Here is an 11,210-nt window from a genome sequence, read left to right as displayed (position 1 = left end):
AATAAATTTAAGGCAAAACTGCGAATGGCTGCCTTAAAAAATGTTGGTATAAACCAAGATTTTTAAGGTTAGGAAGATAAACCGGGCCATTGATATTGAAATCAAGTTTGAATTTTGTACGGTTGAACATCTTTTTTAAACTTTCGCGGCTTTAGTTTGGTGCATGTCCCTACGCATACAATATAAGTGAGTGCCACGCCCCTGTTGCGTGGCTTCACCGCACCAGCTTACCCGGGTCTGAAATGCCGCCCAATGAACCAACCGATGAAAGGATTGCGACGCAACGATGACCCCATGAAAAACCGGACACTGGTATCTAAATAATACTGGGTTATTGATTGTAAAAGAACCGGGAGCGGTTAATTTTTAAGTCACGCAGAATACCCGATTTGGGGTTTATAATGATACTGAAAGATTTATACAGGCCGATGGGCGTAATGTTGATGGCCATTTGCCAGCAATGCATTTCGCGGGTAATAAACATGCTGAGGGTTTGTATTTTCTTAGTCCTGAAATCGAAGTAGGTGTTGCCACCTATTTTCCATTTGGGGGACAGGCTGAAATCTCCGTTGATGCTTACGTTGGCGTTGGTTTGTGTTACATACCTGCGCAGGTTGGCGGTTAACGTACGGTAAAAACTTAACGCGAAGGACATCTGTATGTTCCAGGGCACATCAAAGTCAACAAACTCGGCAGGGTTTTGTCTCACGTAATCAAGCTGGCGTTGCTGCTCATCGGGTGTAAGCGTTTCATCGTAAGGCAGGTCTTCATCCTTTTTTTCGTTTTTGCTTTTGCTTTTCAGCGAGGTGGAAAGGGCAATGTTGCCACCGGTAATGCGGCCAATGTTGCCACGCTTCCAAAGCAACTTATCAATACGGCGGCCAAGGCTGTCCACATCGTATGGATCTATGGAAGTACTGCCGGTTATGTTTACATTGTTGAACAGTGTGCTGCGGAAAGTAATGCTCATGGCAGACCATTTTAGGCTGTCTGCAAAAAAGTTGTAGCCGCCGGTAATGCCTAAACCGTCAATCAGCCGTATTTTTTTGGCGCCGCCATCTTCCTTGGTGGTGTCGCTCTTGTCCTTCACCTTCATTTCAAAAAGGTTGTCAATGCCAAAGTTGAAGCCCCCAAAACGGCCTTCGGAATAGGAGCCGACCACGCCGCCCTGGAATTTGGAGAGCCTTTGTTTAATGGTGTCTTTGCCATTTGTTCCTACAACAACATCATAATAATAGGCTTTTGCAAGGTCTGGCTTGTAGTTGGCACTGATAAAGGGTTTTATTTCATGCCTTACTTTGGTGCTGCCAAAATTAAACGTACCGAATATGCGGGTGTTGGCGGAAAGGCCAAAGCTTACTTCTCTTGCTGTAAAAAAGCCACGGGTGTATTTGGTTGTAATAGTGTCCTGGTCTGCAAGCCATTGTTTTTCAATCTGCTGTCCATACCAACGTTCAGAGTAAGAAACTGAAGGTGTAATTAAAAATGGCCCAACCGGCGGCAGGGTTAAAGAAATAGGTATGCTGTGTTCTGCACCCCACTGGGCGGTATCCAGTATTTTGCTAAGATTAACAGCGGAATCGTAAAAAGAAATCTGGCTTAACAGTGTTCCATTATAGGATATGCCGGTTTTCTCATACCACTTAGGAGTGCCTACCTGTTCCTTTTTCTGAAACGGGTAAAACGTATTGGCGGTAAAATTTACCGTAGGCACGTTAAGGTTAACAATGCCGCTGCTGTTGTTTTGGTTATGGTTGGCGCTAACGTTGAGGATGTATTTGCCCTGGTCCCAGGTTTTGCCGTAAGTTATGGAAGAGCTAAGCTGGTTCTGGAAATTTCTTAACGCGTTATTGGTTACAAACTGGTTATACTTGGTGCTGCCGGCATTAACGCTGGCAGAAAAGCTGGTACCCGGCCTTGCCCGGCTGTCCATACTGTGACTCCAGGTAATATTAAAGCTTTGGTTAATGGTAAATTCCTGTTTGGAAAGGCTGGTGCCGCTGCTGCGGTTTAGCAGTTTGGTACGTTGAATGGCCAATGTAAGGGCACCGGTATATTTATAGCGCTTGTAATATTTAGGGTTAATATTAAGGCTCCAGCCACCGTAGGAGTAAATGTTGCTGCGCAGGGTAACATCCGCATAATCGTTTAGTACTACATAATATCCCAGCCCCTCCAGGCCAAGGCCAAAATCCTGGCTTTCTACAAATTGAGGGGGCAAAAGCCCACCATGCCTGCCACGATACAGCGGGTATATGCCAAATGGCAGGCCTACCGGTAATGGCACGCCTTCAAACTCCGGGAATGCGGGGCCGGAAATAGCCATTTTATTATTAATGATCTTTACTTTTTTGGCTTTAAAGGCAAAATGCGGCGTATCCAAGTTGCAGGTGGTAAAGCGGGTGCGGTAACCGTAAGCAACATCTTTATCTATTTTTTTTAAAACCTGGGCCTTCACAAACATCTCTCCTTCCTGGTAATAAGTGTTTTTAACCAGGCCGCGCTGGTTATCCATATTAAAATAAATGGTATCGCTGATGGAAGTGGAACCCGCTTGCGTTAGCTTAGGCAGGTTTAAGGCGCCTTTAGATGTATCCGACCCGCCAAACGCTTTAATAATATGTGTCTGCTGGTCGTAGGCAATGGTATTTGCCTCCAGCTTCATGTCTTTGTAATCGGTAACTGCTTTGCCGTATAATATAAATTGTTTGGTAGGTATAATAAGAACGGCCGAGTCTTCTGCTTCGTAGTTAACCGGTGCATCCAGCGAGTCACGGGAAATGGTAAGCGTGTCAATTGTAGGTTTCAGGCTGTCAGCCAGTCTTAAACTATCGGTAAGTAAAAGGCTTGTATCGGTAACAGGTTTAAGAGAGGTATCTCTTTTGATTTTTAGCAAAGTATCTTTCCGCGCCAGTTCAGCGGTATCTTTTGCCTTTTTGCCCTTTGTGGTATCCTGCTGATCTGTTAATAATTTGAAAAACTGTTTGTGGGTTTTACCCTTAGCAGTATTTTGAAGCGTTATTAATACACACAAACTGCACACAAGCCCGGCTAAAATGGTTTTTGATTTAACTTTATAACGCATCAAGTAATTGGTTGAAACAAAAGTAGGGGGATTTGGATAAATGATTTGTGAAGAAATAAGCTAAGAAAAGTTATTATGAAATTGAAAAAAATTCTTGTCTTATTCAGCCTTGCTGTAATTGCTACATTGTCTTCTTTTATTGAAGTTAAAGATGTTCCTAAACCGCAGGAAACCTTAAGGACTATTATTGTGGATGCCGGGCATGGTTTGCCAGACCCTGGCGCTAAGGGTAAATACAGCCATGAGTCTGCGGTAGCCTTAGCTGTGGCATTAAAACTGGGCAAACAACTGGAAGAAAACCTGCCCGGCTGTAAAATACTCTATACCCGTACAGACGAAAACCTGCCCAATGGCCTTACCAATAAAAATGAAGCCAACAGGTGGCGGGCCAAATTTTCCAACGATAACCGCGGCGACCTGTTTATAGCCATACACTGCAACAGTACACGGGCCAACTATCACCGCGAAAAAATTGGCACCCGTAAAGAAACATATTATAAGGGCAAGGGTAAGAAGAGAAAAAAGTATACCCGAAGGGTGCCCATTTACAGAAGCTGGACCACCCCGAGTGAAGTACAAGGCACCGAAACCTATATATGGGCTGTAAACAAGAATGATCAAAAGAAAGAATATGTAGGGTCTATGGCGGAAGACACGGAAGGCATGAGTGAGGAAGACAGCCTGGCCATAGCCAATTTTTTCGACAGCCCGGAAGCCAAAATACTTGCCTCTTTACGCACAAAAAAATACTTTGACAAAAGCAAGATGCTGGCGGAACTGGTGGAAGATGAATTTGTAAAAGGTGGCCGTTCTTCCCGCGGGGCAAAGCAGCGTAATGAGGAAGGCATTCTTGTACTGGCGGCTACGGCAATGCCGAGTGTATTGGTAGAAATTGGCTTTATTTCAAACCCGGAGGAAGAAGATTACATTAACAGCGATAAAGGGCAAAATGAAATTGTTTACGCCATCATGCGGGCTGTGTTGCGTTACAAAGAAAACCTGGGCGGCGGCGCTGCTGCCACAACAGCTTCGCAGCCATAATGCTGGCCTTATTTATAACCTTTTAATAAAAGAAGTACAGGATTTGCCCGACGGCAAATCTTTTTTTTGTGGGTACCAGCTACAGTATTTCATGGAATCTTCGTTGTGTCACTCACTTGTACGCCTGGTTCATTGGGCGGCTTTTCAGACCCGGATAAACAAGAACGGCAAGCATTGAATTTTCTCTTGCGCATCATCAACGAAGCAAATCATCAGCCTTTTACACATCAATAGACTGGTAACTTGTAACCGGCAACTGGTAACTTTCTTCCGGGTGAGGGATTGAAGCGTAAAGCCCACAGCCACGAGGAACGAGTGGCGAGGACTTGTAGCACAACCGAGGAAAAGCAACTGAATGTTGCTTTAACGAAGGTTGCGAACGCAGTTCTGCCCGGCCCCTTGCGCAGCTTGGGGGCACCCCCTGATTTAACTACCTTCCCGAATGCTGAACCCACTGCAAAAAAACATTACAGCGAAGTATAAACCTGCAATACCCCTTTCACAAATGTTTTATTAAAGCATAAAGAAATTTACGTACTTTAATGGTTATTAACTCCGTCAGCTCCAACAATGAAGTTCTCCGTCCCCAATATTGTATTGCTTGGCATCTGCATGGCAGTAATGGCAAGCCTCATTATTCTGAACATTTTTTATTCAGACAAATCAGGTATTTATAACAGTTCAATAACCACATTATCTTCAAAGGATTCAGGGTTGCTGTTACTGGAAAAAAGCAAAAGTGAATTGTTGCTTGCAGAAATTGAGTACCGAAGCTTTTTAAGTACACGGCAACCCCGTGATAGGGAAGCGTTTACCCGCCACCTGGATAACTTTATTACCAACCTTAATGGTATTTCCGCCCTTTCCCCCGGTTATATTACTAACCTGGAGGAACAGTTGCAGGAAAAGCTGGATATGGCCTTGCTTATTTCCAACCTAAAGCATTCCGCGGACTCTTTGTTAAACTCTGTAGACTCACAAACATTCAGGCCGGTTAATGAAAGTATCGTTCTTAACAGGCCCATCAGCTCCCAGGTATTGGAAAAGTATTTTGAAAATACTACCGATACGGTAAGAATTGTGCCGTTACGGCGTAAAAGAGGCTTTTTTAAACGGGTGGGAGAATTGTTTGGCGGAAACAAAAGTGCAGACAGCACGCAGGTGATACATAACAGTAACAGCACGCAGGGCATGGAAAGGGATAGTGTGCTTACTGAACCCTCGGAGAAAATAAGGGCATTATCTGCTAACATTACAAACTACTACCAAAAGCTTATTAACAGCGAAATTGAGCTTCGCAAAAGAATTGATGAAAAAGAAAAGCAATCCGCGGAAAAAAGTATTTCCATGCTGCAAAGCATGGAAAAAGAAGCATCCCGCCTGTTAAACAGCCTGCAAAGCATTCATGAAAGCAATATCGTTAACGCTGCGGGTAACCTAAGAAAAAGCGGCAGCCAAAGTAACCGGTTGTTTTATATATCGTTTGTAATTATAGGTGTGGTTACCGCCTTGCTGATTTACAGTATTTACAGGGCAGTTAAATACGAAAAAGAATTGCTGGCCGCTAAAGCAAAAGCGGACGAAATGGCCCTGCTTAAAAGCCGTTTTTTAAGCAACATGAGCCATGAAATACGCACCCCGTTAACTGCTATCATCGGCTTTACGGAATACCTGCAGTCAACAGGCATTAATAAAGATTCTCCGGAATACCTTGGTGTAATCAAAATTGCTTCAGAACACTTACTTTCCACTGTTAACGATATACTTGACCACTCGCGGCTGGAAGCAGGCAAAATAATACTGCGGGAAGAGCCTTTCCTGTTGAAAACCGTGGTGGATGAAACAATTTCGTTATACACACCGGCCGCTAAAAAGAAAAAGCTGCGTTTAATCGCCCAACGCAATTTTGATAATGACCTGGCTATTTCCGGTGATGCTTTCCGGTTAAAGCAGGTGCTTTATAACCTGCTTAACAATGCTGTTAAGTTTACACAGGAAGGCTTTGTAACACTTACTGTTTCTGTACAGCAATTGAAGGATGGAAATGCATTGCTGCAGTGCAGCGTGGCAGATTCGGGCATTGGCATACCTAAAGAAAGAATGAATTATATTTTTGAGGAATTTGCCCAGGTGGCCGATTATGATAAACGTATACGCAGAAGCCTTTCCGGAACAGGCCTTGGCTTAGCCATTTGTAAAAAGCTGGTCGAGCTGCAGGGAGGCAGTATTACCGCGGAAAGTGAACTTAAAAAAGGCTCTGTATTCAGGTTTAGCATACCCTGCAAATTAAGCCATCCATCGCTTGTACCGCAGATGCAGGATGAAGATATGCCCCACGCCGCTGAAGTATTGAAAGGAAAGAAAATATTGGTGGCGGAAGATTCTGATTTTAACATCATGCTTATCTCGCTGCTGCTTACCAGGTACCAGGTAGATTTTCATGTGGCCAAAGATGGAGAGCATGCGCTTAACCTTTACAATCTTAATAGTTACGACCTGGTGTTAACCGATATCCATATACCCAAGCTAAGCGGCTACCAGTTGGCTTATGCCATACGCAAGGATGAGGACCCGCAAAAAAACAGCATACCTATTATTGCGCTTACCGCCAGCCCTGTTAGCGATGACTTTGCCATGTATTACCAGGCTGGGATAAGCGATATAATGACAAAGCCTTTTAAAGAAGCAGAACTGAAAAGCAGGTTAGTGCATTATCTTAAGAATGAAGGCGCCAGTAATGGACATGCCGGTTAAAGCAGTTGCGAAAACTTGTAAAAGAAGAGGTACATATTTTCACCTGCCGCCTGCAACGGTTTGCAATTTCTTTTTTTCAAACTGCATATTGTGCAAAGTGCTGTAAAAGCCACCGCGGGCCAGTAATTCTTCATGTGTGCCGGTTTCCTTTATTTCGCCCTTGTCCAATACAATAATCTTATCTGCTTTGCGGATGGTAGACAAACGGTGAGCAATAACAATAGCTGTTCTGCCCGAGATCAATTTTTCAATGGCCTGCTGTATCAGTTGCTCGCTTTCTGTATCTATGGAAGAAGTTGCTTCGTCAAGAATTAAAATGGAAGGGTTAAACAGCAGCGCCCTTATAAATGAAATAAGCTGCCGCTGGCCAAGGCTTAAGGTATTGCCACGTTCCATTACATTGTAGCTGTAGCCGCCAGGCAGCCGCATGATAAAATCATGTACCCCTATAAGTTTTGCGGCTTCAATAACTTTCTCTTTGGTAATGGCAGGGTTACGCAGTGTAATATTATCCATAATAGAGCCCGAGAAAAGGAAAACGTCCTGTAACACAACTCCTATACTGCCCCTTAGCGTATCAATTACATAATTGTTGATGTTAACCCCATCAACTTTTATCTCTCCCTTTTGTATATGGTATAACCTGTTCAGCAAACTAATGATAGAAGTTTTTCCGCTGCCGGTATGGCCAACCAGCGCAACAGTTTCGCCTGGCTGAATATTGAAACTGATGTTTTTAAGTACATACCGGTCTTCCACATAAGCAAACCACACATGCTTAAATTCTATCGCTCCGTTAATATGCGGAGTGTTTACAAGCGTGGAAGCATCCTGTACGGGTGTGGTGTCTGTATTGTCCATTACTTTAAAAACACGTTCAGCCGCAATCATGCCCATCTGTATTACATTGAATTTATCAGCTATTACCCGCAGCGGTCGGAATATCTGGTTTAGGAACAGTATAAACGCCGTTAGCTTGCCAGCCAGGCTTATGTTTTGTGCATTACCGGTAACCTTTCCAGCCAGCCACCATACCAAAAGCCCCATACTAACAGCAAGCACAACTTCCACCACCGGAAAGAAAACAGAGTAAGCAAAAATTGCTTTGATATTGGCATTGCGGTGCTGCCGGTTAATTTTTTCAAACTTGCGATACTCTCTTTCTTCCGCGGCAAAAGCCTGTACAACATACATGCCTGTTAAGTGTTCCTGCACAAAAGCATTTAGGGCTGCCACCGCGTTACGCACTTTAATGAAGCTTTTATTTACGCTCTCCTTAAAATAATAGGTGGCTATCAGCATTACCGGAAAAGGTACCAGGCTTATAAGGGTAAGCTTCCAGTCAATCCAGAACATGGTGATAAGCGTAATAATGATAGAGAGCAAATCGGCCAGTATGGGAAGCAGGCCATCGGAGAAAATATCGTTTATGCTTTCTATGTCGTTGATGGTCCTGGTAGTAAGTGTACCGATAGGTGTGTTGTCAAACTGGCGCAGGTTAAGGCCGAGAATTTTTTCAAATATGGCAATGCGCATGTCACGCACAACCACCTGCCCCATCCACGATGTAATGAAAGAAAACAGGAAACGTACAATGGTTTCAACCAGCAGAAAAACTACCTGAAAAACTGTAACGGCCATTATAAAATTCCATGCGTTGCCGGTATCTGTATTAAAGAGAAACAGCTTAAGCCATGCCGGCGCCTCTGCATGGCTGCCAGGGCTTGATTTATCTACTGTAAGCTGTATAAGATAGGGCCTTACCGGTGTAAAAACAGCCAGTACGATGGCCATAATAACACTGCTGTAAAAGGCAAGCCTGTAAGGCTTTACAAAATGAAACACCCTGTGCAGTACTGAGAAATCAAATATCTTCTTTTTTACTTCTTCCGCCATACTATAGGTTGCAAAAGTAACAAGATAAAGAGATTGCCAAATGTCAAAAGTTAAAGTAAGCCATGCGGCATTATCTTTTGGTGATATGTTTTACAGGTGCAGTGTAGGGTAAATTTGATACACATACTCTAACTATAGCCGGGCTGAAAAGCCGCCCAATGGACAGAAAGATGAAAGGATTGCGACGCAACGATGATGCCATGAAAATATGTCGCTGGTATCTAAAAGGCTGTTGGTATCTGTCCATTTTTTAAGCGTACTGTTTCTGCAAAAACGACCAACATTTGACATCCGTCATTTACGAAAAACGCTAAGAAAACAGAAATTAAATTTCAAATTCTTTCTGCACAAACAGATGTGCATTAATATCTGAAAACTTTTGTCAACTGTGTATAAATGGCCGTATTTTGTTAATGAAAGCCAACTTATGTGGAAATACCTGTGTTTAGTGTGTAGCGGGTGTGAAATGAAATAGAATAAATATAAAAATCAAAAAAGCTTTTTTCGGCAGCAGGCAGGGTTTATATTCGCCCTCCCTTACTCAATGGGATAACAATTTAGAAACGTTGCGGCTATAATTTCTTAACATTAAGAGTGGCTTATAACCCTGAGAGGATGGTGAACTGAAGTTTACTAACCCGAAGATTTTTTTGTATAATGGACCTGACCAATTTAAATAAAGACCGGAAGAACAGAAGGAAGCCTTCAATTGACCTTAGCACGATGATGTACGGCAAGGTGCCGCCCCAAGCCAAAGAACTTGAGGAGGCCGTGCTGGGCGCCATTATGCTGGAAAAAAGCGCTTTTGATACCGTGGTGGAAATACTGCGGGCAGAATGCTTTTACGTAGATGCCCACCAGAAAATCTTCAAATGTTTTCAATCGCTGGCGCAAAAAAGTATGCCTATTGACATACTTACCGTGGTAGAAGAATTGCGTACCAAAGAAGAGCTTGAAATGATTGGCGGCCCTTACTTTGTTACCAAGCTTACCAATACGGTTGTATCTACCGCCAATATTGAAGCGCATGCAAGAATAGTGCTGCAAAAATTTATTCAGCGTGAGTTAATACGCATCAGCGGAGAGATTATCGGCGATGCTTACGAGGATAGCACAGACGTGTTTGACCTGCTGGACGATGCGGAATCAAAAATGTTCAACATTACCAACAACTATCTTAAAAAAGATTACCAGGAAGTGGGTAATGTACTGGCCAAAACCCTTAACCGTATTGACGAACTTCGTAAGAAGAGCGACGAGATTTCCGGCGTGCCAAGCGGGTTTCCATCGCTTGATAAAGTTACTTTCGGCTGGCAGCCAACAGACTTAATCATTCTTGCCGCAAGGCCCGCGGTAGGTAAAACAGCCTTCGCGTTAAACCTTGCCCGCAATGCTGCCATGAACCCTACCAAGCCCACACCCGTTGCGGTGTTCTCACTTGAGATGGGCGCCTCGCAGTTAGTGCAGCGTATGCTTAGTGCGGAGAGTGAAATACACATGGAAAAAATTGCACGTGGCAAGCTGGAAGAACACGAATACCAGCAATTGCAAAAGAAAGGTATTGCCAGGCTGGAAAGCGCCCCCATTTACATTGATGACACCGCGGCGCTGAACATTTTTGAATTCAGGGCTAAGGCCAGAAGGCTGGTAAACAAACATAAGGTAGGCATCATTATTATTGACTACCTGCAGTTGATGAGCGGCAGCAACGATAAAGGCAGCAACCGTGAGCAGGAGATAAGCACTATTTCGAGAAACCTTAAAGGCCTTGCCAAAGAACTTAACATACCCATCCTGGCACTTAGCCAGTTAAGCCGTGCGGTAGAAACACGTAAAGAAAGCAAGATGCCGCAATTGAGCGACTTACGTGAATCCGGCGCCATAGAGCAGGACGCGGACATGGTAATGTTTATTTACCGCCCGGAATACTACGAAAACATGAGCAATGAAATGGGCGAAAGCACCAAAGGTGAAACCCATGTTCGTATAGCCAAACACCGTAACGGCGCCCTTGAAACCATTAAGCTGAGGGCCCTGTTGCATATTCAGAAATTTGAAGAATGGGATGCGGACAATGGTATCGGCGGCATGATGGGTGGCGGTAGCTGGAAGCCGGTTGCACCTGCACAGGGACCGTCTAATTTTGGCGGTGGCGCCCCAGATGATGGTGGGGGCAAATTCTTTATACAGAAAGGCAGCCGCATGAACAGCGGCGAATTTGACGATGGCTTTGAAGGCGATGCACCATTTTAGCAAATCATCTTACCAAAGGATCAATTGTTCCGCCCGTAGTACACGTTGTTATAAACAAGAATTTTTATGGGCCAGGCGACTGGAACTACTATGAGGCTTTACTTGCGTCGCACTCTTGTACGTCCTGTATTTCTCTTCGCCATTGTGCAGCAGGCTTCAACTGTTCAATGTTCTATTGTTC

General features: G+C 44.0%; 5 protein-coding genes. 3 read left to right on the top strand and 2 right to left on the bottom strand.

What is annotated here, in order from left to right:
* Positions 1-331: 331 nt before the first annotated feature.
* The gene (locus F0364_RS22695; RefSeq protein WP_153800106.1) at positions 332-3,085 is read right to left on the bottom strand and encodes a putative LPS assembly protein LptD; all 2,754 of its coding nucleotides are present in this window, start codon (positions 3,083-3,085) and stop codon (positions 332-334) included.
* Between the two features lie 75 nt (positions 3,086-3,160).
* Here F0364_RS22695 and F0364_RS22690 point away from each other — a divergent pair, with 75 nt between their 5' ends.
* Entirely contained in the window at positions 3,161-4,126 is a 966-nt protein-coding gene (locus F0364_RS22690) for an N-acetylmuramoyl-L-alanine amidase family protein (protein WP_153800105.1), read from the top strand.
* Between the two features lie 570 nt (positions 4,127-4,696).
* Positions 4,697-6,880 carry an ATP-binding protein gene (locus F0364_RS22685; RefSeq protein WP_153800104.1) on the top strand — a complete coding sequence of 728 codons (2,184 nt, stop codon included), beginning with the start codon at positions 4,697-4,699 and terminating at the stop codon, positions 6,878-6,880.
* A gap of 39 nt (positions 6,881-6,919) precedes the next feature.
* Here F0364_RS22685 and F0364_RS22680 read toward each other — a convergent pair whose 3' ends face one another.
* Positions 6,920-8,776 (bottom strand): ABC transporter ATP-binding protein, encoded by a 1,857-nt coding sequence (locus tag F0364_RS22680; RefSeq protein ID WP_153800103.1) that lies wholly within the window; start codon positions 8,774-8,776, stop codon positions 6,920-6,922.
* A gap of 657 nt (positions 8,777-9,433) precedes the next feature.
* Here F0364_RS22680 and dnaB point away from each other — a divergent pair.
* The gene (gene dnaB, locus F0364_RS22675) at positions 9,434-11,029 is read left to right on the top strand and encodes a replicative DNA helicase (protein WP_153800102.1); all 1,596 of its coding nucleotides are present in this window, start codon (positions 9,434-9,436) and stop codon (positions 11,027-11,029) included.
* Positions 11,030-11,210 lie beyond the last annotated feature (181 nt).

It is taken from the genome of Foetidibacter luteolus (assembly GCF_009650435.1).
GTDB classification, from domain to species: domain Bacteria; phylum Bacteroidota; class Bacteroidia; order Chitinophagales; family Chitinophagaceae; genus Foetidibacter; species Foetidibacter luteolus.
Note: the sequence above shows the minus strand (reverse complement) of the source record. Positions and strands in the feature narration are given on the sequence as shown.